The sequence below is a fragment of the Candidatus Poribacteria bacterium genome (assembly GCA_028820845.1).
GTDB lineage: Bacteria > Poribacteria > WGA-4E > WGA-4E > WGA-3G > WGA-3G.
In genome coordinates, this window is sequence record JAPPII010000109.1 from 14161 (window position 1) to 37176 (window position 23016).

Genomic DNA, 23016 nt, shown 5'->3' on the forward strand with positions numbered 1-23016 from the left:
ACTCCTTGCGTTAACGGCACACAGCGTGTGCCTACTACTTTTAAGGGTCAATCTGCTTATAGAACTGCTTTTTGCCGTTTTTGATAGTGAAAATTACCGCGCTTTTCGTTGGGTGGCGGTTCTCGTCGTAATGTGCGATGTCAGTTGCCCCGATGTAGTTTTTCGTTGCCGCCAGTTCTTCCCGGATGGCTTCACCTTCAAGACTTCCCGCTCTCTCAATAGCTGCGATGAGAATTTGCGCTGCATCGTAACTTACGGCGTGTCCCCCGATCAGTAACGCTCCATAAGCTGCCCGGTAGGCTTCCACAAATGCTTTTCCGCTCGGTTTATCGGTTGCGGTTGAAAAATGTCCACTGAAGAAGCTGCCTTCAATGTCAATTTCTTCATTCATGAGTAGGTCGGGATTGTCCCATGCATCGGCACCGAGGAAAAGGACAGGTTGCCCTGCTGCATTTTGTAAAGAAAGGACTCTCGCTTGTTTCGCGATAAGTGTGATTTCCTCGGCTAACCCTGAGACAAAAAGTGCGTCGGGCGTGCCTTCAGCGATCCGTGTGAGTTGCTCGGTAAAATCTGTGGTGTTTTCTTCATAAAACACATTTGCCGCGATCGTGCCACCTGCGTGGGTGAAGTTTGTCCGGAAGAATTCGGATATGCCCTCCGTATAGACTTCGCCGCTTCTGGTGAGGAGTGCAACAGATGTCAAACCGAGTTCTTCAGCAGCAAACTGTGCCATGACGTTCCCTTGATAGGCATCCGTGAAGGCTGCCATAAAAACGAAATCACCGGCACTTGTTACGTTTGGATTCGTTGCAGTTGTGGTAACCATAGGCACACCGTGTTGCTGCGCCACTTCACTTACCGGAATAGCATGTGAAGAACGATTGGGTCCAAGAATCGCGATGATGTCGTCGTCTTGGATCATCGTTGCAGCGACTTGGACCGCTGCCTCCGCTTCTATGAGCCCAACTGCGGTTATTAATTCAACAGGCATCCCTAACAGGCCGCCGCGAGCGTTGATTTCGGAGATAGCTATCTCCGCACCGTTAGGATATGTCGTGCGGCTCCCTGAGGCGAGGAACCCAATTTTAAGGGTGGTTGACTCGGAGTCAACACCTTTTTCTGGGATAACAACTTGCTGGATTTTATCACATCCAATGAGTGTCCATATTAGCACAAACACCACAGCAAGCGTTATAGGTATGTTTTTCATCTTTTTCCTTTTTGCTTGTATTATTCAATAGTTTTTGATAAAGTGATTATGAAGCAAAAAAACTTCTATGTATTATCCTTTAATCGAAGGAAATAAGCAAACAATTTTTTACGTAACATGCAGCAGTTATGAAAAATTTAATCACAGTTATTGGGCGCGGTCATTCTGGGACGCGCGCCATCTCTCATACATTGTATGCCAGTGGGGTTTTCATGGGGAGTCAACTCAATCCATCTGGTGATAAAATTCCGCCGCATGCTATGTATGATGCCTGCCGAGTCATGGCGCAATACGTCAAATGGCAAGGCGGATTGTCGTGGGACTTTGAACCGTTGTTTACGATGCCGATTGACCCGGAATTTGAGGGGCTTATCAGGACGTACCTTGCGGATGTCCTTCGGGATCCAGCACTTCACAAGGGCTGGAAGATCCCCGAGACTACGCTTGTCTATCCCTGGATAATTCGGATGTTTCCTGAGATAAAATATATCCATTGGATTCGGGATCCGCGGGATTGTATTCGGGGGAGCCACAAAACAGATGACCTTCGGGACTTTGGGGTCGTATACCCTGAAACCGACGATATCTATGAACGCCGGGCAATTTCGTGGATCTATCAGTATAAGCTCATGCAAGCAACCCCGATGCCTGAGAATGTTATCCAGATCCGCTTTGAGGACTTTGTCCTGGATCAGGAGGCAATACTCAAAAAACTTGAGGCATTTTTGGGTATCCCATTAGGTCGGATCATTGTCCGACCAGATGCAGTTGCGCGTTGGAAAAAAGATTTTTTGGCATTAGAACCAGGGGGCTCGTTACCACATTACGAATTTGAGTTTCTTCAGAAAGCGATTGTCGAAAACGGTTATCCTTTAACAACAACATGACAAAGAAAGGAATTATTATGTCAACAAATACTTCTTACCGTGTTGGACTTGTCGGCGCGGGTGGAATTGCCAATGCACACGCCAACGCGTGTCAACAAGCACCGAGTGCTGAATTGGCGGCGATCTGTGACGTGTCAGGCGATGCATTAGCCGGTTTCGGTGAACGGTATGACGTGGACCCCGAAAACCGGTATCTTTCTTTAGCAGAGATGTTAGACACTGAGAATTTGGACATCGCCATTATCTGTACCTGGGGTGCCTTTCACGCTGAGGTCGGTATCCAGATTTCTGAATCCCATCAGGTGAAAGCGATTTTGTGTGAAAAGCCGTTTACTTCGACGGCTGCGGAGGCGGAGGCGTTTGTCGGTGCAGCGCAAGAGAACGGTGTACTGGTGGCAGAAGCGTTTAAATTCCGACATCACCCGATGCACCTGAAGGCGAAGGAACTCGTTGATGCAGGGGCAATCGGGGAGTTTAAGGCGATCCGGAGCACCTTCTGCACGGGTGGCGGTGGCGGCGGACCCGAGGCACGTAAGCCTGAGATGAATTGGCGATTTAACAAAGCGAAAGGTGGCGGCAGTATCTACGATTTGGCGTGTTACAATATCCATCATGCGCGATTTATGTTTGGTGCTGAACCGATCCGGGTCTCTGGGATGTCGCAAGCCGGATTAGAAGTGGACGATGGTTCTTACCTACAGTTAGTATTTTCCGGTGAACGGGTTGCCCATATTTCTACGGGTTTTAATTGTGCGGGTGGACAGTACGCCGAAATGGCGGGGTTGGGTGGTATGCTTAGGATTGAGACGGCGTGGAACAATGAGAACTCGGCGGTCAGCATTGAGGTGACTACACGAGAGGGTCGAGAAGTCATTGATTTTGAACCCTGTTTCCAATTTGCTTTGCAGTTAGAGCATCTATGCGAAGTTTTAACAACCGGAAAACCACACCGGATTTCACCGGAAAGCTGCGTGAATCAGATGCGCGTGATTGATGCTGCGTTTGAAGCGATGGCGACTGGACGGACGGTTGAATTGGGAAATTAGCGAACCGCGAATAGCGAACAGCAAACTATTATGCCAAATTTTGCAGAGACGAAAGCACTTACATTTGATTTATTCGGTACGATTTTAGACTTAGGCGGTAGCCTGACACCCTTTATTGGTGAATCTCTGACCGCCCGTGGCGTTGATGTATCAGCGGATGAATTTTGGGCGCAGTGGCGGTATCGACAGCGGATTGAGCAATATCAAGATACGATTACGATGCTCGGACATAGCGGTTATCTGGAGACCGTGCGCCGTGCTGTCCACTACGTACTGAGAGCAAACGGCATTGCTGCGACTCCTGAAACAGTGGAGGAATTTATGCGAGGTTGGCAGTCCCTCTCGCCTTTCCCTGAAGTTTTGTCTGCCCTCGCGAAACTGAAATCTCGGTATCAGTTGGTGGTGTTATCCAACGGCGATCCGTCGTTTTTAGACTATCTCGTTACGGCGCGCGTTGCCTGGGATTTCGATGACGTAATCTCGGTTACATCGGTGGGTGCGTTTAAGCCGCATCCGGCGGTCTATCGCGGTGCAGCAGGGAAATTAGGACTTGAAGTCAATGAATGTCTGATGGTCTCTGCGAATTCGTTTGACATTATGGGGGCGCGGGCGTGTGGATATAGAGGGGCGTTTGTGAACCGTTATGAACTGCCATACGAGGATACGCTGTATCAACCGGATGTAACGGTGCACGATTTTGCGGAGTTAACAGCGGCGTTGCTGTAGAAGGGCAGCCACAAGGGCTGCTCCTACAAGGCACGTGGTGGTGGGCAGCCACAAGGGCTGCCCCTACAAGATGTGTATTTATTTTTAGGATCTACCATAAATGAAGATTAATTATTTAAATTGGTAATTTTCAAACGTGCGATAAATCGCACTACTACGAACCAGTCCGTTTGTAGTAAAGCAATTCGATCGAATCTGTTTCTCAGCCTTAATCTTGGGTTTTCACGTCGCCCCATAATGTGCTTAAGAGCGATGATGAGGGGGAGACGGGGAGTTGGTTGGGTGCGAACCAATTTCCGGCATCATTGCTCCCGTTGCCTGTCAGTCGTGTCGCCTTTTGACTCACCAGATTGACTTTGAAAATTTGTGAGTTGCTCCTGTCGGGTTCCGTCAGGGTTCATTGCTGAGGGGTTTTGCTGAAACAGGGGAGAGGTGTCCGAAGTGAAACAGCAAACGATAGATATATATCGCAGTTTCATAAGCACCCTCCCCCTGTTACTCAGGCATTATGGGCGCATTTTGAGTTGCGACCAGGTCACAGCAAGTTTATCATGCGGTTCAACAGCAAGAATTTGATCCTGAAGGGTAGCGGCATAGAACAACAGGTTTTCAATAAACGGGAGATTCGTATCGACCTTCACCTGATCTTCATTTTGTATCGCCGTGATGATATATGCGCCCTTACCGTGATATAGGAGTGCCACAACGAGATGGTTACCAACCGTGGCGAGTGGAATATACGCCTTATCGGGATTGTGCCATTTATCATCCGTCACAATCTCTTCTATCTTGTTTGGCTCAGTGAAAAGCGTCCGAACCTCCGGTGCTTTTGTCGGTTCAAAATCCCATGTCCTCTCGGCTTCATCACCGTTTAGTGGTTTAGGGAGCCAAGGTGTTGGACACCCGACGGCATCATCGGAGTCCTGCTCAACGTTAATGCAAATCCCTCCCTCCTCCACAAACGCTAACACAGCATCTGATCCCTGGTCCGTGAAACGCCATCCCCCTTCACAAATCTCACCTTGTCCAAGCCAGAGGATATCAAAATCATCGGCATCTGCTTTCGGGAGTTTCGTATCCTTCGTAACCTCGTAATCAAAGGTAAAATTCTGAACTTTTTTCACATTTTTACTAATCGTTTCTGCTTCAACTTGGACTACGTTGTTCCCCAATATCAGAACCTTTTTTGTTGACGCAGCTATTGATGTAACAGAGAACATCGCTACAGTAAAGAGAAAACATAAACAACACATCAAAACAGCATGAAATTGACTCATTATTGTATCCGTTTTCATTTCTTGAATAGCTCCTTTTGATGCAACAGAAAGTTGCGTAGGTTCCATAATATAAAGGTTCGCCTACCTTTTATTCTGATAGACGTATCTGTAACGTGCGTTTGATAAATACATCAGAGATTTTTGTATAAAGAGAACCCCTTTGGTATAATGAAGTATAACATCTTCAACCCAAAGGAGTTCTCCAATGTCTGATGATTCCTCTCAATCTAAATGACCCTTCAGTTGTGCCCATGTCGTTGTTAATTTGTTTGCAGCTTCAACGGACAATCCTGATCCGCCCCCAAATTTGACATCAATCTCAAATTCATGAATTGTCTCGTGTACGTCCCGATCCCTTGGCGTTACCGGTTTCTTCCAACGGTCTTTGTTTGGTTTCCCCTTAGGTACTTTCGTCGCTTCAACATCGGGCATCGAATCCACAATTTTCGATACATCCCATGTAGGAATTTCGCCTATAGGAGAAAGTGTGGCAATATTGGCTGAACGTGCGATTTCGACCCCATTCAGCCACAAAATATAGGAATCGTCATAGTCAATCCGAAACATAATTTTTTTCGATGTAGTCGCCTTAGGTACATCAAAGTGATAGCGCGTGTAAAGCGAACCAACTTCCCCCGATTTGATTTCCGTATTATCATCCCCATCACCGTAACCGATGCTGATGATGCCGTTTTTCCAGCTCGTATCGTCAAATTTGAGTTCAGTCCAATCCTCAACGTCTTCGTCAGGAACATGATATTTCACCTCAAAGCCTTCGTCAAAAATAACATCGTTTCCGACGGTGAGTTGGATAATAAGTGTCATATCACTACTACTGAACCCATCATTATAACATCCCGCAGCAAGCACATTATCTTTTGTAAAGAGCTTAGGGGTATCAAAGGCATAAGCTAGAGATGCGAATGTACAGCAGAGGGATAGGTAAAAGAGAATACGTTTAGTCATTGGAATTTCTCCTTATTGGTTTTGAAGCGTTTCGTCTGGACTCATTTGGCAAAATGATAACATTATTGTAAAAAAAATGTCAAGAAATTGTCAAATAATTCTTTTTTTCTTAGGTTGTGCGGAGTCTTTTGCACAGCCTAATAGTCTATGCTACGAAGATGGCAATTTGCGTTATGTTATTACAATGGGGGTAAGCTTTCTACAATATCCACTGTCTCTAAGCTGACGGTGATGACCTTGGCTATCAACTTGACGATGTACTGTGGGTCGTCGGTGCGGTTTGGGTCGTTGACGATGCCGCTCCGTTTGTCTGTCTTTACGCGATGAGTCCCGTCAACTTTTCACCGAGTTCTGGCACGGTCTCTCGGAATTCGGCGACGGCGGTATGCCATGCGGCGATATTCTCTTCTTGATAGGCGAAAAAGGTCTGTAGGACGTGGACGAGATTTCTCGGTTCGCTAATATCCAGGTCGAATTGGAGTTCGCCGTGTTGGTAGAGGAGGGCGTGGGTCGGAGATTGCACAACAATATTCTTGGACGGATAGCCAGCGGCGAATTTCTTGTCTGCCTCGACGTAGAGGTTGTCGTGTGTATCTTTTGCTTCCCAGTGTCCGAAAGGTAGGTTGTAGGTATCGACGATTTCGCCGTCGGGTGTAACCCGTCTTTTTTCGGGTGTGTAGTGTGTTTTTTCGCAGATGAGGGTGAGGTCTGCTTGGCGCGAGTAGTGTTGGAGGAGGCTTTGGAATGCTGCGCGGACGGTGCCTTCGTTCTGTTCGCCGAGCCGTTCGTATTCCTTGAGTTCGGCGTAGTATTGTTTGATGGGTTTGTGGGTGGGTCTGATTCTAATTGATAATTCCTCTTAAAAGGTTGGCTATTTTTCAGCACTGCTCGGTGCGGTTAGAAACCGCACCTACCGGGTGTGACGTGAGTGGGTTCGGTTAATGCAAGATAAACTTTTAGAAATGGTATTAGTTTCCATTTTCCAATACTTGTTGAAAGTCTTCAGGACTATCCGCTTGTATTGCAGCGCGAAATAACTCGTTGAGGCGTTGCAAGTTATCAATTTTCTCTAATATTGGCTTGAAAGTGCGCGCAGCCTCAGGATGTAATCGGAGCTCCAATGCTTCAAGGATTTTCTCGCGAGTGTTTTCTATTACACCTTGCTGCATCCCTTGCTGATGTGCTTCGGCTGCAGCTTGTTCTGTCCAGTATTCGATAATAGAAGATTGGTGCATGGTTTCCTCCAAAATGATGTTTGAAATTGTTTCGGCTTCGTAAACAAGATTACCTAAAAGAGCCAAAATTCCGAGATACTTAGGCTTATTGGGAACATTAACACTATCCGCAGTTTGGACACAGCGACGCAGCCAATCATCCGCATCCACATTCTCAGGACGTTTCATGAGCGGGGTGAAAGGTAACAACCCGGTAGGTTTCGCATCAAGAACTCCTTGACCATCCATCTCAATTTTTACCTATGTCCTTTTCTGTTCATTTGACTAAACTTTGCACCATTTTAAGCTACACTTTTCGTCCGTATAGGACTCGCGTTTTGGAGAGCACAGATTTTTACACACATGCCGTCCCGCTGGGGCTGGTTTGTTATTGGGTAATGGTTTTCTATAGACATGTCGCCCCGCTGGGGCTGGTATTCTGTGCATCGCGAATGCTTTTTTTTCCGCCAGACTCATGGAGAAAATTCACGGAAAATCAGCGACTCTTTAGAATTCAATCCAAACCTAAAAGAAAGATTCTTACATCAAACTGACTTACTATCTACTGCGATAACTGGATTAGAATGCCTACACCTGCGATGATAATGTAAGCAAATGTACTGACGAGCCCCCAATTCACTTGGAACTTCTTTTTTATTTCTAAAATGTCCCCCGGATAGAGTAGCACCCGCTGCGGTGTCGTGCCTTCGGCGGTATCAGACACTAACAAGACCTCTTCAGTCGTGCTGTCCCGGCGATGGATGATGACCTCCTCACGGTTCGCAGAGACTTCAAACCCTCCCGCGAGTGCAACGGCTTGCGAGAGGTTCAAAGGTCCACGTACGCGTTGTGCCCCCGGATTGCGGACATAACCCGTCACATAGATAGGTTCAACCTTGAAGACGTTGGGAACATACAACACATCGCCGTCTGATAAAGAAGGGGACGATGAATTGTTTTCGGATGATTTCCAGAACTGTTCGGCGCGGTTAAATTCGGTGAGTGTGCCGTCTTTTGCGACTCTTATGAGTGCTGTCAGATCTGCCTCTTGCGTGGAACCGCCTGCGCGTGCAAGTGCCTGCACAATACCAATCTCTCCGCGGATAAAGAGTTTTCCGGGGGTCTGCACCTGCCCTTGGACTTCAACGACACTCAGCGGCATGACGAACACGAGATCGTTCACGCCGACGCGGATATTTTTGTAAGCACGGTTGGTTGAGAGGTCGTAGGTTTCAACGTTTTGTGTGTCGTCGGTGCGGATGAGTTGTACGCCTTGACGGTCGGCATTCTCCGCCATACCACCGGCGAGTGCGATGGCCCGGTATAAACCGATGTCCGTTTCAGGTGAGATAGGGTAATGTCCCGGTGCCTTTACTGCGCCACCCACAAAAACGCCGTTCTCCTGTAGGGCGGGAGACACCATAACGATCGGATTGCTGACGTGATTATCCCTGACGAGGAACTCGCGAATCAGATGATTGACATCTGTCACCGTCTGTCCGGCAACATCAAAGTCGCCACCGAAGTAATTAATTTTTCCGTCTTCACGGACTTGCACGGAATGTGTATACTCCGGTTGCCCGACGACCGCAATGAGGAGGGTATCCCCTTTTTTAATGCGGTAAACATCACCGAAAAGTGTGGTACTCGCAATGAAAAATAGTAAAATCGGAAATGCTTGCAAGCATCGCACGGGGAAACGGGAAACTCGCAAGCCTTGGAAAAAATAGATCATAGCGTCTTACCGAGAAGAAACTTCGCCTCACATACGTTTGATGTCATAAATCGTATTGCGTGGGTCCCTTCTCGCACGAACCTTTCAACCTTTCTTGGCTTCAATGAAAGAGAGTTGCAAATCCTGTATCGATGACAGTTTGCGAGGACCACCCCTTTTGGCAGGTTTTTTCCGCCAATGCTCTCTGACGTAACTACCGTTATTCCTCTTGTGCGCTCGGACATAAATCTTGTCAGTTATGCGCATGTGAGATTCTACCTCTTTAAAAAGGTAAAGTTGCTTCACTTTCTTCATGGCAGCTTGCCTGCGGGTTTAAACGTCTTGTAGTGAGTCGAAATAAGCCTTGAGGGATTCCCGTGCCTGCGGAAGTAAATTGCTTGGCACAAGGACATCACCCCATTCAGATTCCGTGAGATTGCCTTTTACACCGCCATAATAAGGGACTTCATGGCAGCGCAAATAGACAGGAATGCCGTCCTCCTCTAAAACGCTCTGGAGGATATTTCCTGCCGTTTCATTTGGTACAGATTCAACAGCGTACCAATCCCCATACGCCGTCACCTCGGTTTGCATTCGTTCGGGCACGAGTTGTACCTGGCAATCCGAACACATTGATATTTCTATCTTATATTCAGCGTTGCATTGTGGACAAAACGGCATGATGTTTCTCCTTATGAATGGGAGAGGCTGGACCTCACCAGTAAAAGAACCTTGGGGTTTCGGACTTGTGTGGTGCCTTGCCGTGTTGCATCGGCTAATGGGAGTCGCCGTTGTTTACCCTAATCTCATTATGGTAGCATAGATGAGAGAATTTTGTCAAGAATGTTTTTAAGCAATCAGCAGTCAGCAGTCAGTTAAAATCGTGACCAAAGGTAATTGTGGGTAGGTACAAGACCGAGGGGAAACACCCAAGCAAAAACTCCCTACAACGTTTTTTTGCGGATAACATTACTGAAGTATTTATTTAAACTTCATGAAACCTCGCCGGTGCGGTGTATTTGTTGAGGGACAATCGGTGCGGTTAGAAACCGCACCTACCAATTATAGGGAAAATCTCATGAGAAATTAAGTCTAAAATTGCCAAAGCTGCAGTGCCGTCTTGCCTAACACCCATTCCCGGTCCTCAGGTGTAAAGAAATCCATTTCGTCTCGGACGACTGCTAAGGTTTCCGCATAACTGGCGTGGTTGAGACAAACGGGCCAATCTGTACCCCACATAATCCGCGAACCGCCGAATGCGTGATATACCTTCTTAACCTGTTCGTGTGTATCCGCCCACGGAAAACCGGTCTTCGAGATTGACCACGTGTGGCTTATCTTGACATAAACCCGCGGGAAACGTGCCAAGTCGAGCAGCAGTTCGTGCTTTTCAGGGGCATCGGGTGCACACCCTGCCATGTGATCAACCACAACATCAAGATTCGGATGTTGCTCTATAAGTGGGACGAGATCTACCAACCGATCGGCTCCGGTGAGGATCAGCATCGGAACACCGAGGTCTTCAGCACGACGGAAGATGGGTGGCATCAACGGTCCCGCAAACCAATCGCCGTCGGGTCCGACAGACGGGCTCAGACGGACACCATGAAACCCATCTTCCTCCGTCCAGCGACTGAGATGGTCGGGTGCGTCGGGGTCTTCAGGGTTGATTCGGCAGACCCCCATGAATTTATCGGGGTATCTTTTCATTGCGTCCGCTGCGTAACGGTTATCCCATCGGTAGTGGATGACTTGAACGAGGACGGTCTTTTCAACGCCGTTCGCTGCCATCAATTCCAAAAGCACTTCTGCGGTGGCATCGTCTTCTGGTGGGTTAGTTGTCTCCGGTGCCCACGGAAATTGTGGATCGTTTTTCCAGACGTGAACATGTGGGTCGATAATTCTCATATTATAACTCCTGTGGATCGCTGTCGGTACTCGGAAACCGTCAGCGGTCAGGTGGTTTTGGTAAACTTACGATTCGTCAAAGATCCGTATGCTCCTAAGGGTAGACAGTAAAGTAAAATTAGAATGTGCAAACTAAATCCAGCGACAGTAGCGGTCTCCACCGATGTGCCAAAATGGTGTAACAACCAGACAAAAGGAAACTCTGTTGTTCCGAAGTTGCCGACGGTTTGGATGGGAAATAGGTTAAATACGTTCGTGAATGCGAGTGCAAATAACACCTCGGTCATCGGAATATCAATCCCCATCTCTATGACAAGGTAACACTGGAACCCGAAACGGATGACGAGACAGAGTAGGGAATATAGCCATACCTCTAAAAAGCGTTGATTTGATCGAAACGCCATCAGCTCCTGCAGGACTTCCAATCCTTTGTTGACTCCCCAAGAGATGGGTCGCACTTCGAGACGTAGTAGCGGTGCTGCCCATCGCTCTGCAAACTTCAGACAGGCGTTCGGAACGGCGTACACAGAGACGACGGCTATGATTAGACCGCCACCTATTAGTAAGGGGAGGAGATAAAGTAGCCTACCAGAGAACGTTTCGCGGAGCTCGGGTCGTAGGAGCCACGCAGTCGCAATCACCAAACCTATTAGCAGCACAAGGTCAATCAGGCTTGCCACCAAAAGCGAAGCGATTCCGTGTGTCGCCTCCACCTTCTGCCGTCGTTGCATGAGATAGACATAAGAGATGTCCCCTGTCCGCATCGGCAGGATATTGCCCCAAAAGGTGTGCAACGCCAAGATTGGAAAGATGTGATGGGCACGGCTCTCAAGGTTGAGTAATGCTCGAAACCGGAGCGTTTTCGCTAAGACCAATAAACAATAGGCTATGAACCCGATTAAGAGTGCCTCTATTGACAACCGGCTGAGGGTTCGTGGTATTTCTTGGAGATCAATCTGTTTTAGAAGGAAGTAAGCTAAGATGATTGCCAGCACTGTCGGTAAGCCAAATTTGGCAATCTGCTGGAACTGCTTTCTGTTCAAAGGCGCGCTCGCTATCAGTGAATTTTAGATAATATGTTTGCCTCAGAGAATACGTACTTATAATATATGTGGCAAGCTTTAATTGTCAAGGGAATATTGGAAAAACAATTTGCTTTTTAGTGGGATATAGCCTATAATATACGGCATCTATATCTTTACAGAAACGCGGTATTCATCTTATTTCATGAAAAATCAGCAGCCTCCACCACAAGCGTCCACTCGGAAGCAGTTCAATTTCCTGACGTTGTCGCACACGGTTCTTGATTCCTACGCAACCCTTCTATCCCATCTGCAACCCCGCTTACTGGAAAAGTTGGCATCCGCTGCGAACCGGAACAGCTTAGCGGGTAACTTTGTCTCAATTTACAGTCTATTTAGTTCTTTCGGACAGGTTCTCTTCGGTTGGCTGTCGGATCGCGTGCGGACAGTGCATTTTGTGACGTTTGGGGTCGCGCTCACTGCCATCGGTTTAAGCCTATTGTGGGTCGCGCCTACCGTTAACACCGTGTATCTGTTATTAGCAATCGGTGGCATTGGGGTTGCTGCCTTCCACCCCCAGGCGACGGCTTACGCGGGTGCGCTGGCGAAAGGAAGAGGGATGGGGACCTCTGTTTTTCTGACGGGTGGTAACATTGGGCGTGCCCTTGGTCCGCTGGCATTGATGTTCATTCCGTATCGTTTCGGCTTGGACTACCTTGCTTGGGAGATGATACCGGGTCTACTCTTGGCACTGATTGCTCCAAAGGTGCTGAAATTTGATAAAGAACTGGATTTGACGGCTGCCACTCGTGGAACGCCGAGCGATGGTGTGAGACTGCAAGAGTCCTTTTGGACTGTCGCGAGTCCACGCCTGCTTCCACTGATTGTGCTTTTCGTTATTGCTGCATTCCGCACTGTCACGCTCACAGGTTTAGAAACCTTCTTATCCGTCCACTTAGACGACCAAGATTACTCGGATCAGATGCGTTCGCTGGTAATCGCGCTCTTCATCTTTGCGGGTTCCATGGGTATTATGTCAAGCGGTTGGCTGATAACGCGTGTCAATACTTATGTTCTGTTGCTGGTCTCGCTTTTGGGGGCACCGCCGCTCCTTTATGCCTCGCTACATACCGATGGACTTAGTTTTCTCACTTTCCTCTTTTTAGGGAACGTCATCCTCACCAGCTCGATAACAGTTAACATTATCTTAGCACAGATGATGCTGCGCGGACATGAAAGCATTGCTTCCGGCTTAATGATGGGTGCGGCGTGGGGTGTCGGCGGATTATTGAATAAATTTGTTGGTGATTTGGGGGATCAGTTCGGTTTGCCAATTGTATTGGACGGCTTGGTGATGATTCCCTTATTGTTGGCACCCCTCCTGATTTTGCTACGCGATCAACCCGATCTGTCGAAACCGAGTTTGTAGAGGGTTATAAGTTATAAGTTAATCCCTGTAGGCGTTATATAGGTTTTACATGACCCAAACACTTTTAAACAACACCCCAAACAGTCGTAGCAACGCGGATATTCCTTCCATATTAAGGGTTAACTCTTGGAGTTGATTTTTAGAAAGTCCAGAGCAGACTCAAGAAGTGTGTGCTAATCAGGTCGCCGAAGAGGAGGGCGTAATCGAGGCGGAATTCGCGGCGTAGGATGCCGATGCCGGCGGTAATGCGGTCATCACGGTAGCCGATGCGTAATGCTAATGGATTGCTAATATGGTATTCAGCACCGAAATGTGTTTGCCCACCATAGCGTTGCTGCCATTGGTAGGAGAGGATGAGTTTTCGACCAAAAATGTGAGGGTTGGTATACGCCACACCGACGTTCCAATTCGAGGGGATGGATTCTTTAGGTGCGGATTCAGTATTCCACGTCAAGGTCGTCTTTGAGATGTCTTGAAGGTTCAAGCCGAATGAGAAGCTGCCAACATTTTCTAAACCAAAAATGGCGTTGAGATCCGGTAAACGAGCAAGTATACCGACATCAAAGCCGTAGCCACTGCTCCCATAGTTGTAAGTATCAAGGTCTCCACTGCTCAGACGTTGTGATATCCATTTGGCGTTCGCACCAATCATAAACGATGGCGGCAGGGAATCCCGTCCAAAATTATTCCACCACGATTGACTAACGACCCACCCCGTCGCGAGTGTCAGGATATAGGCGTTCTCGCTGTCATTGAGGTAACCCGCTGGATCAAAATCTGAGGCGCGCGGTCGGTTCTTTGCGAGGTTCTTCCGTTCATCGGCACTGATATTCGGATCGAACGCTGGAACGAGTGGGTATATGGGAATATCGTCCACGCCTGCGCGAAGCCACGACAGTCCGAGGTTGAGTTTGGGGAGAAGTTTCGTCGTGCCGGAGATATAGTTGAATGCACCTAATCCCGAACGCCGTGCGGCATGCATGAGGCAGAATTGATACTTATCAGAAACGCCTGCGATACCGGCGGGATTCCAATAAGTGGCAGTCGCATCATCAGCGATGCTGACATAGGCACCGCCTAATCCGAGTGCCCGTCCCCCAACGCCGTTTGTCAGAAAATCGCCGGTGTAGTTTTCCGCTGAAGATCGCGGCACAACGCTGCAGCCTAACGCAATCAGAACAACTAATAGACACGTGAAGATATTAGACTTCCGTTTTCGCAACTTAGTCAATTGATTTCTGTTTCCTTTGAAAAACGTGAACGGCACACGGCGTGTGCCTACTACTTTTAAACTCTATTTAGATCGAAAGCGTTCCAGTAGTATTGGTACTGTGCTGATTTCCAATCTGTATAAATTTCGTCCCACCCCATTCGGTTGAAATGCGGCAATAGCGAACCTTCTGTGACGGGTTGCGAGGCTCCTTGATACCGGTAATCCACTGAGAGACGAATCCGATCGGATGTCTGGTTGGGCAGTGCCTTGTGAACGGCGTGGCTGTGAAAGAAGAGTGCATCGCCGACTTCGTAATCGCCGCTGACCCAGTATAACCCGTCGGCTTCCAAGGGTTCCGTATCAATACCGAGTCCACCTGCCCCGAATGCGGGTTTGACGGGGTAAATTCCGTTTCGGTGCGATCCAGATAATACCGACAAGCCGCCCAACTCCGTTGGACACGGACCGAGCGGTATCCATGCGGTATAGGTCTCTTCTGTCCCTCGGATATGGATATAATCCTGATGTGACGGTGTTGTGTATTTCGTGTTTTCGGGGAACATAATCCTTCCGATATTCCGCGGATGCGCGAGTGTCTTCTCACCGAAGAGTTTGTCGCACATATCCAAAATCGCTGGATGGTGTGCGAAGGCGTGGAACAACTCCATGCTTTGGAATTCGTCTAAGACGGGCCAATACCCGTCATCCCCTTCCATGTAGGGACCGCCCGTCCGAATGCCGTCCATCAAGGCGTTGCCACCTTCTGCCCAACCGTGCCGATGGCAGATTTCCAAGAAATCTCGACGTAAGTTATAGATGGAATCGGCATCAATCAAACCACGAAAAAAAAGATACCCGTCTTGCTGCGCCTGTTCTCGGAGTTTCTCAGGCTGATCCAAGCGTTCATTTGAGACAGTGAAGGGTTTAATACTCGCCATACAATGCTCCTTACTTGCGAAAACAGTAACGTGTGGATGTTGTGTCGTTAAAGATATTATAGCAACAAAACGGGGGTATGTCAAATCAAAGCCGTTAGCATTCAGCAATCAGCAGTCAGTAGTTAGCGAAAAGAATATCCCATGAAAACAGTGTTCAAAACTTTGACCTTTTTAGTGGTAAAGGGTAACAGTTTCCTTCAAAGAATTAAGTTTGTTGTGGGAATATTGTTACGGGCAATTTTGGGAATATGATACAATACGGCAAGCACATCCTTAAATTTGTGGGAGAGACCTCATGCTTAGCATCAAACATCTCGAAGCGATTCCGTTGAACGTTCCATTTTACCATGAACGGGTCAGCCGACACATGCACCGCGCCTTGACGCACGGGGAACGCGTCCACGTTTACCGCGTCGAACTCAGTAACGGTGTTATCGGTTACGGCGAAAATTTATCAGACGAATCAGCGAACATTGAACAGATCATCGGACAAAACGCATTTGCGTGTATGAACGACGATAGCATCGGGTTCGGCATCCAGATGTCGCTTTATGATGCGCTTGGTAAATCCGTTGGTGTACCGGTCTACCAACTCATCGGACCGAAGGTTCGCGACAGGTGTCCTATTTCGTGGTGGGATATCGATATGCCTCCAGAGGATTGGGTGGCGGAAGTCCAGGAATCCGTGAAACGGGGTTATACCTCCGCAAAACTGAAGGCGCGTCCGTGGCGCGACATCTTCGCACAGGTCGATGCTGTCGGCAATGCCGTACCGGCAGATTATCGACTCGACATCGACTTCAACGGTTTCCTGCGGACTGCGGATAACGCTATCCCTGCCTTACAGCAGCTGGACGAACATCCGAACGTCGCTATCTACGAGAGTCCGTACTATCTCGGCACGGATGTGATGGGTGCGGTACGATTGCAGGCGAATGTCCAGAAACGGATTGTCGAACATTTCAACGAATCGTGTTTGCATGCGCGATGTTGCGGAGGATTTGTCGTCGGTGGCGGTGTGAACTCGCTCCGACGGACGAACGCGCTCTGTGCTTCGTTCTCGCAACCGTACTGGCTGCAGATGGTAGGCACGGGGATTACAACGGCATACGCCGTGCATCTCGGCGCGGTGCTATCGCAAGCGGAATTACCGGCGATTACGTGTCACGAGCTGTGGGAATCTGACCTGCTTGAAACGCGACTCGCTGTTGTTGACGGAACGATTGCGGTCCCTGAGTCGCCGGGGTTGGGGATTACGGTAGACGCAGCAGCGTTGACGGAATATCGTGTGGATCCGTCTACGCCGACACCGCAGCAGCTATTTCGTGAGAGTGCGTATACTTGTCGGGTGCATATTCCAGATGGGAGCGGTGGTGAGACGGTTCACGAGTTCACGGGTGAGGATGTCTACTATCCGGCGTTTAGTGAAGGGGAGTATCCGGGGTTTGTGCCGGGGGTCTGGATGGAAGTGGTTTAAAGAGAAAATGGACAGATAGCAAATCCGTCTACATCCACCCTAAACTGCTGAAGGCCGTTCTTGCAGGACAGGAATGACGTAACTTTGAATTTTCAAACCGTCTATTGTCTCAGTTTCGAGGCGCGAAGTAGGATTATTCCGATGGTCAAATACGACATAGTAGCCTTCTTTTGCTCTTTCTAATTTGAGATATGCAGCGAGTTGTTTCTTGCCTGTCTGGTAGCGTCTGTCGCCTTCCCAAATCTTAGTTTCAACGATGTATTTGCGCTGGTTGTGAACAATAATGAGATCTATCCGCCCACGGCCGGTCTGAGTTTCAAGAAATATAGTGGCACCGACACTGTGGACAAGCTGCTCTAAATAGGCATAAAGGAGATGTTGCCCGACATACTCCTGCGGTGTATCCGGGACTTGCAAGATACGGAAACCGGCGCGTGCGATGAAACCTTGAAAATTTTCAAGGAGTGTTCCCATCTCAATCACGCCATCAGGTGTTAGATAATCAATAAAATCGTCCCCGTTGTCTTCGGAAAAATAATCATTCTCCAGTCCATTAAACAGCGGTTTAAAAGTCTGCAGAATACGATGTTGATAAATCGGGTTGACGATTTCACACGCGCCATCAGCACCTTCCGCGATTACGCCATAAATTGAGAGTTCATTCATGATGTCATTGTCCAAACTGAAAGGTAAACCTCTTTCATAAGAGGCAATCCGCATGAGGATTTTCTCAAACCGACGGTCTCTACGGATATTGGTAAGCAGGTGATCGACATTCGTGTTTCGCTCGCGGAGGAGCCGCCTATGTGCTTGAAAAAAGTGACTTAACGCAATCGTTTCGTTTTTACGGATGTCCATCTCCTCAGTGAGCATCTGTGCGCAGCGATTAACGAGAAAGGGCTGTCCCGCAGTCTGTTTGTGAATAAAAGTGATAACTTCAGGTGTGAAGGCTTGTCCTACTTCTTCGGTATACTGATCAAGTAGTTCACGGACTTGCGCGAGTGTAAAATTCGGTAAGTGGAACTCATCTTGGATATTGAAAGGCGAGATTGATCGGTCATAGTTAAGCTGCGTGATGTTCTTGACACCAACAATGCCAACACTATAAGGACACCGAAGACTGGTGCTATCAAGGTAAATGTAACGGAGTGAATGAAGGAAGCCGCGAACCGCGTCAGGTGGAATTGCATCAAACTCGTCGATGATGAGAACAACTTTTTGAAAACTATTCTGTTCTGGTAGAAAACTGACGAGCTGCGTAAAGAACTCCACCATTGAAACCCGATCTGTTACGTCTGTCTTATCCAAAAATTGGCTTAGTGTTTTAGAGGGTGTGGTCCCACGTTTCTCGAACACGCGCTTAATTTTCTCACGAAGTTGTCCATAGAAAGCTCGATAAAAATCCGAAGCGGGATAGTCAACATACAACTCAAAATTCAGTTGGATTGGGAAATACCCTTCAGCCATGAGAACGTCCATGGCACTGCGGAAGAGCGTCGTCTTGCCGGTCTGTCGGGGCGCAAAGAGGACGATGTATTTGCCTTGCTTTACGCGGTCAACGAAGTCCTCAATTTCTTTGGTTCGGGAGACGACATAGTTCTCTTTAGGATTTACGGGACCTTGGGTTCCAAACGTTTTCATTTTTTTTCATCACTAATATTTTTAGGTGTTTACGATGTCTTCAGCAAAATAATCGGAATCTACGCGCTTGATTTCATAAGTTTTCGTTGTTGAAACACCAACGTTGTGGTCAATCATCAGCTGTGCAAGTTGGTTTCCATCAATGAGGATAACCTTAGAGTCCCTGGAGTCAATCGTTCCTGTCCACTTTTACTCAGGGATCCCCTTTCATCTTTGGTAAGCGAAAAATGTTTAGTAAGCATATTGATAATTTTCGGACGAAGATATTCCTGACCGTGAATTTATTTTCCCAGTTCACCATAAAAGCATAACAAACTTAATCTATTTGTCAAGCGTTTATTGCAAATGATACATCTCCTGTATCACCTTAAGGATGTTTGGGGCATCAGAGAGATAGTGGGTTTTTGTCTGTTCTATGAGTTCATCCGGAACGCCGTGTAATGCTTCAGCGATGGGACCAGCGATAGCAGCAAGAGTATCCGCATCGCCGCCGAGAGAGATGGCGTTACGGATTGCATCTTCAAAACTGACTGATTCCAACGCACAGGTGATTGCCTGTGGTACCGTCTCTTGGCAAATTTCATTGAAAGTATAATCCGGCCGAATGTCGTCGATTGTCTGTGTTAAGTCATACCCACAGTCGACGGTGATAATCTCGCGAATCGTCTCTGGTGTCACGCCTCGATACGCGAGCCAGATGGCATAGGTTGTTGCCCGCGCGCCTTTTATGCCCTCCGGGTGATTGTGGGTGATTTCGGTTACTTTATTGGTGGCGGAGAGCGCAGCTTCCAGATCGTCACGGTTCAAGAACGCCGCTGGTGAAACGCGCATCGCCGCACCGTTCCCGTAACTGTTATAAGGTTCCGGGGAATCCGCATAAATCCATCCGCCAAACATGCCGCCGTAACCCCGCCCTGGATAACGCTGACACCATGCCTGCATCGTTTCTGCTGGCGGCAGATCGTGCAGCAGTATATCCGCGACAGCGATGGTACATACCGAATCATCTGTGAAAAAACAGTCATCATCAAAGAAAGGAAAATTTTTGGTTTTAATCGGATGCCATTCATAGATGGAACCGACGATGTCGCCTATAATCGCACCTAACATGTCCTCTCCTTTGTGTTTGGCAGAAAAAAATAGAAAATCTACTTAGCGATATGCTATACTATTTTGGCGTATAGGTAATATTATACCATATTTAGCTGATCGATAGCAGATTAAATCGAAAAACTGAAAAGAGGACAGATGCAGCGGATTCTTTTCACCGTTTGTGGAATATTATTGCTATTATTGGGCTGCGGTTCGGATGAAATGCCTGAATCGATGGAAGTCATACCAAACTATTTCCCTGATGCAGTCGGAAGTCGATGGGTTTATCTATATTCTGACGGCATCCAAGGGGCAACTGAGGTTAACGACGAAATAAACATTGATGGCAAGAATTATCGAACCCTCAAGGAAACACCACCAAATGCGGAAACTGATTTCGACCTGTTGAAACCTATATCCTATCGGGTTACAGAGAATCAGATTCTTTTCGCTATAGGTGGAGAGATAGACCATTATGTTCAAAACGAAATCCCGGCTTCAGTACAAGATGACTTCACCGGTTTGGACCTGAGTGTTACAGTGGAACCTATCTCCTCACCTGAACTGGTCTTTCTGCAATTTCCACCGAGTCCGAGTTTCCAGTGGGATGCCCTTAATATGCAGATTAACGGAAGTATCATTTTACAGAACATCGCACTTCTTCAGTTCCCTTTTGAGGTAGTTATTCGTATCACGGGTGAGGTCGTCGCCGAAGGTCCTCTCGAAACGCCTGCCGGAAACTTTGAAAAAACCTATCAACTCGAATACCAGACAGAAATCACACAGACGCTTTTTTCAGAAACGAAAACGACGGCGCATAGCCAGACAATATGGTTTGTGCCGCATGTCGGTATTGCGAAAACAGAAAATGAACTCGGAGGGTCGGAGTTGATTGAATATTCCGTAGAATGAAAGTTATCATTTTAAGCGACAACAGACCGGGACACTATAAGCAATCTTTAGGGATTGTGCAAAAATTGCCTGAATGTCAAACGGAATATCTTGAGATACACTTCAGGCAGAAGTGGCTCGATAATTTCTTGCGGGTCTTTATGTGTGTCTTCGGTGGGATGTCGCTTCCCACGTCGCTTATCCGCGTGCTTCTCCAGTGGAGTCTTACTCCGGAAAGTTACACTACCCTTGCCCATCTCCAAACCGCTGACGTTGTTCTCTCAACCGGATCATCTGTGGCAGCTGTCAACCTACTTCTTGGCAAAATTCTCCGCGCTAAAACGGTTACATGTCGGCGACCTTCGCCAATAGGTACTCGCTATTTTGATCTGGCAATCCTCCCGATGATCTCATGGCAGCGTGCAAAATCTAAAAGCAATATCTGCCAAACGATAGGTGTGCCGAACCCGATTTCACCAGATACATTAAAATCCGAACGGCAACGACTGAAACAGGAACTTAACCTACCAGACTGCCAGCGTATCGGCATACTCCTCGGTGGAACGGACCGGCACGAGACAATCACGACAGCGGATGCGGTAAAACTCAACGATATTTGTGAAACAGCCGCAGCGGAAATGAATGCACAGGTATTGATGACAACCTCTCGTCGAACACCGCCAGATGTCGTAGCGAGTTTGTCCTCAACACTGAAGGACACCGATTGGTGTCCGCTATTCGTTACGCCAGACGGACCTTCGGAACTCGCAGACCCGTACCAAGCGATTCTCTCCTTAAGTGACCTCCTTATTGTTACAGCAGATAGCTTCTCAATGGTTTGTGAAGCAGCAAGCAGTGGATGTCCAGTTATTGTTCTCATGCTATCAAAAGAAAAGGCGAGCCTCCCAAACCGGCATAAAGTCTATCGGTATATGGAAGAACAGGGGATTGTGCGTCGATGCAGACCTGATAATTTAGCACAATACATTGTCAGTACCCTCACTTCAGATGTCCGACCCTCACCCCTCCAAGACACAGAGATAGCGGCGCGCGCAATTAATTCTCTCATAACTGGCAACTCATCAAAAAAATAACGTGGCGAGGTCTTTCGACCTCGCCGTTCCAGAGTAAGTCTAAAAAATATGTGGACACTTGTAGCATAAACAGTCAGTTTGTGCCAGGATAGCACACAAACTAACAGTTTGCGCTACAATAGAAGTGTCCAAGTAATTATGGACTTTACTATATTTTATTCAGTTATTCTGTTGTAAGGCTTCGACCTCGAAGAAGTTTAGACTAATTCGATGGCGGGACAACTGTGCCTTCCACTAATAATTCAGTATCTTCCGTTGTCGGTTCATAATATCCTGAACCGAAGAGATAACCGTCGTGTCGAATCGCCCATCCGCGCTTCTGTTCATCTTTACCAGTTTCGGGATTGGGCCACAAGTACTCAATCCAGAGTCCGGTCCCGGTCGCCGCGGCGATTTCTGCTCCCAACATCCGTTTGCCATCAAGCCCCATAATATCCTTCAGATCTGTTCCTATGAAGTCAGGTCTCGGTGCGTGTGCGACGTGGCGATCATTTTCGTCGATGATGACGACATACCACTGTCCATCAATATTTGCGGGATTGTTGTAGTAAGCAGCGGTCGCTTCAATGCCTTCAAATTCATAACGGGCAATTGCTTGCAGAACTATGTTCCGTGTAAATGCCTCTGGATCGTCTTTGGAGGCAATTGAGAACGTCGCGGGGTCCGGATTCCACGTTTGATAATATCCCGAACTGAACAGGTAACCGTCGTAACGGATTGACCACGTGCGCTTCTGTCCTAATTTGTTCGTGTCAGGATTGGGCCACAGGTACTCTGTCCAAAGTCCCTCTTCTGTCGCCATAGCAATTTCCATACCTAGGGATGCCCTATCAACCCCGTCAATATCCTCTATAGGTCTACCGACGGAACTGGGATTTGCGGGATGTGCGACAAAGATATTGTTTTCATTGATGATGAAGACGTACCACTGTCCATCAATACTTGCGGGATCGTTGTAGTAGGCTATTGTTGCATCGCGACCTTCCGTTTTGTAAAGATTAATCGCCGCTTGCACAAGCGTAACTGCGAATGCCTCAGGATCCTCTGCTGTAGGTGTCTCGGTTGCTGTGATGGATTCCATGATCGGTTTCGTCATGGATCGCTCACAACCGATAATGCTAAACGCCGTAAGTCCTACAATAAACAGTATAAACAAAAAATTTCTCAATTTTGACTCCTTTTTTCGTGAATAAAAAATTTAACACAGGTTTAATTGTATAGGACTTACGCAGCGTTAAATTTGAGTGAGGGTGATTTGAGTTGCTGGCAGA

General features: G+C 47.7%; 21 protein-coding genes. 7 read left to right on the forward strand and 14 right to left on the reverse strand.

Features of this window, described 5'->3' with window-relative positions:
- Positions 1 to 40 precede the first annotated feature (40 nt).
- A complete protein-coding gene (locus OXN25_19870; protein MDE0427118.1) occupies positions 41 to 1210 on the reverse strand; it encodes an ABC transporter substrate-binding protein in 1170 nt (389 codons plus the stop codon).
- 128 nt (positions 1211 to 1338) lie between these two features.
- On the opposite strand from OXN25_19870, the gene OXN25_19875 reads away from it, so the two are divergent.
- From OXN25_19875 to OXN25_19885, 3 genes are read left to right on the forward strand one after another with little or no spacing between them, the layout of a single operon-like run.
- A complete protein-coding gene (locus OXN25_19875) occupies positions 1339 to 2097 on the forward strand; it encodes a sulfotransferase (GenBank protein MDE0427119.1) in 759 nt (252 codons plus the stop codon).
- Between the two features lie 17 nt (positions 2098 to 2114).
- Positions 2115 to 3143 (forward strand): Gfo/Idh/MocA family oxidoreductase, encoded by a 1029-nt coding sequence (locus OXN25_19880; GenBank protein ID MDE0427120.1) that lies wholly within the window; start codon positions 2115 to 2117, stop codon positions 3141 to 3143.
- A 30-nt stretch (positions 3144 to 3173) separates the two neighbouring features.
- Positions 3174 to 3869, forward strand: a complete 696-nt coding sequence (locus OXN25_19885) for a haloacid dehalogenase type II (GenBank protein ID MDE0427121.1) — start codon at positions 3174 to 3176, stop codon at positions 3867 to 3869.
- Between the two features lie 506 nt (positions 3870 to 4375).
- Here the strand turns inward: OXN25_19885 and OXN25_19890 are convergent.
- The 8 genes from OXN25_19890 to OXN25_19925 all read right to left on the reverse strand — a co-directional run bounded on the left by OXN25_19890 (position 4376) and on the right by OXN25_19925 (position 11991).
- Entirely contained in the window at positions 4376 to 5164 is a 789-nt protein-coding gene (locus OXN25_19890) for a hypothetical protein (GenBank protein ID MDE0427122.1), read from the reverse strand.
- A 204-nt stretch (positions 5165 to 5368) separates the two neighbouring features.
- Positions 5369 to 6112, reverse strand: coding sequence for a hypothetical protein (locus OXN25_19895; GenBank protein ID MDE0427123.1), 744 nt, complete (start codon positions 6110 to 6112; stop codon positions 5369 to 5371).
- A 316-nt stretch (positions 6113 to 6428) separates the two neighbouring features.
- Positions 6429 to 6635: a hypothetical protein gene (locus tag OXN25_19900; protein ID MDE0427124.1), complete on the reverse strand. Its 207-nt coding sequence runs from the start codon at positions 6633 to 6635 to the stop codon at positions 6429 to 6431.
- A 445-nt stretch (positions 6636 to 7080) separates the two neighbouring features.
- The gene (locus OXN25_19905; protein ID MDE0427125.1) at positions 7081 to 7575 is read right to left on the reverse strand and encodes a hypothetical protein; all 495 of its coding nucleotides are present in this window, start codon (positions 7573 to 7575) and stop codon (positions 7081 to 7083) included.
- Positions 7576 to 7888: 313 nt separating this feature from the next.
- Positions 7889 to 9061, reverse strand: a complete 1173-nt coding sequence (locus tag OXN25_19910; protein ID MDE0427126.1) for an SLBB domain-containing protein — start codon at positions 9059 to 9061, stop codon at positions 7889 to 7891.
- A 312-nt stretch (positions 9062 to 9373) separates the two neighbouring features.
- Complete coding sequence (locus OXN25_19915) at positions 9374 to 9721, reverse strand: hypothetical protein (GenBank protein MDE0427127.1); 348 nt, start codon at positions 9719 to 9721, stop codon at positions 9374 to 9376.
- 411 nt (positions 9722 to 10132) lie between these two features.
- Positions 10133 to 10948 carry an amidohydrolase family protein gene (locus tag OXN25_19920; protein MDE0427128.1) on the reverse strand — a complete coding sequence of 272 codons (816 nt, stop codon included), beginning with the start codon at positions 10946 to 10948 and terminating at the stop codon, positions 10133 to 10135.
- A gap of 47 nt (positions 10949 to 10995) precedes the next feature.
- Positions 10996 to 11991, reverse strand: coding sequence for a lysylphosphatidylglycerol synthase transmembrane domain-containing protein (locus OXN25_19925; protein ID MDE0427129.1), 996 nt, complete (start codon positions 11989 to 11991; stop codon positions 10996 to 10998).
- A gap of 184 nt (positions 11992 to 12175) precedes the next feature.
- Here OXN25_19925 and OXN25_19930 point away from each other — a divergent pair, with 184 nt between their 5' ends.
- The gene (locus OXN25_19930) at positions 12176 to 13399 is read left to right on the forward strand and encodes an MFS transporter (protein ID MDE0427130.1); all 1224 of its coding nucleotides are present in this window, start codon (positions 12176 to 12178) and stop codon (positions 13397 to 13399) included.
- A gap of 139 nt (positions 13400 to 13538) precedes the next feature.
- Here OXN25_19930 and OXN25_19935 read toward each other — a convergent pair whose 3' ends face one another.
- A complete protein-coding gene (locus OXN25_19935) occupies positions 13539 to 14630 on the reverse strand; it encodes a hypothetical protein (GenBank protein MDE0427131.1) in 1092 nt (363 codons plus the stop codon).
- A 56-nt stretch (positions 14631 to 14686) separates the two neighbouring features.
- The gene (locus tag OXN25_19940) at positions 14687 to 15550 is read right to left on the reverse strand and encodes a phytanoyl-CoA dioxygenase family protein (protein MDE0427132.1); all 864 of its coding nucleotides are present in this window, start codon (positions 15548 to 15550) and stop codon (positions 14687 to 14689) included.
- Between the two features lie 295 nt (positions 15551 to 15845).
- Between OXN25_19940 and OXN25_19945 the strand changes: the two genes are divergently transcribed.
- Entirely contained in the window at positions 15846 to 17027 is a 1182-nt protein-coding gene (locus OXN25_19945) for a mandelate racemase/muconate lactonizing enzyme family protein (GenBank protein MDE0427133.1), read from the forward strand.
- A 39-nt stretch (positions 17028 to 17066) separates the two neighbouring features.
- Here the strand turns inward: OXN25_19945 and OXN25_19950 are convergent, their stop codons facing one another.
- Complete coding sequence (locus OXN25_19950; protein ID MDE0427134.1) at positions 17067 to 18668, reverse strand: AAA-like domain-containing protein; 1602 nt, start codon at positions 18666 to 18668, stop codon at positions 17067 to 17069.
- A gap of 336 nt (positions 18669 to 19004) precedes the next feature.
- Positions 19005 to 19778 carry an ADP-ribosylglycohydrolase family protein gene (locus OXN25_19955; GenBank protein ID MDE0427135.1) on the reverse strand — a complete coding sequence of 258 codons (774 nt, stop codon included), beginning with the start codon at positions 19776 to 19778 and terminating at the stop codon, positions 19005 to 19007.
- Between the two features lie 138 nt (positions 19779 to 19916).
- On the opposite strand from OXN25_19955, the gene OXN25_19960 reads away from it, so the two are divergent.
- Positions 19917 to 20672 carry a hypothetical protein gene (locus OXN25_19960; GenBank protein ID MDE0427136.1) on the forward strand — a complete coding sequence of 252 codons (756 nt, stop codon included), beginning with the start codon at positions 19917 to 19919 and terminating at the stop codon, positions 20670 to 20672.
- Complete coding sequence (locus tag OXN25_19965) at positions 20669 to 21745, forward strand: ELM1/GtrOC1 family putative glycosyltransferase (protein MDE0427137.1); 1077 nt, start codon at positions 20669 to 20671, stop codon at positions 21743 to 21745. The genes OXN25_19960 and OXN25_19965 overlap by 4 nt, the downstream gene beginning before the upstream one ends.
- A 202-nt stretch (positions 21746 to 21947) precedes the next feature.
- On the opposite strand, the gene OXN25_19970 is transcribed toward OXN25_19965, so the two are convergent.
- The gene (locus OXN25_19970; protein ID MDE0427138.1) at positions 21948 to 22913 is read right to left on the reverse strand and encodes a cache domain-containing protein; all 966 of its coding nucleotides are present in this window, start codon (positions 22911 to 22913) and stop codon (positions 21948 to 21950) included.
- Between the last annotated feature and the right edge of the window lie 103 nt (positions 22914 to 23016).